Raw genomic sequence first — 278 nt, 5'->3', positions numbered from 1 at the left:
CTTCATCTTCATCTCGCCCAAGCCTCACCGCGATAACGATCAGTCATTATGTGAAGCTTGGGAGGAGGCAGCGCAGAAGTACTTCGGTGAAGAGAGCAGCACGCACTTTTCCATACATGAAGGATATCTGCGCGATATCGATGCCGCGTTGCTCCAATGCGACTGCATGGTCTCCCCTGCCAACTCATTCGGGATCATGGATGGTGGGTGAGTCAACGATTGAGTTTAGCCTCTCACTCCTCCACAAAAGAAGCCGGATTACGCTAACGATCTGTACC

General features: G+C 51.8%; 1 protein-coding gene. It reads left to right on the top strand.

Going from position 1 to position 278, the window contains the following annotated elements; all coding sequences use genetic code 11:
- The coding region (locus ACLJNW_RS24695) for a hypothetical protein (RefSeq protein WP_410961287.1) at positions 1-211 on the top strand (211 nt) is incomplete at its 5' end.
- Positions 212-278: the final 67 nt, after the last annotated feature.

It is taken from the genome of Salmonella sp. SAL4457, from assembly GCF_046548235.1.
Lineage (GTDB): Bacteria > Pseudomonadota > Gammaproteobacteria > Enterobacterales > Enterobacteriaceae > Salmonella > Salmonella enterica.
Note: the sequence above shows the minus strand (reverse complement) of the source record. Positions and strands in the feature narration are given on the sequence as shown.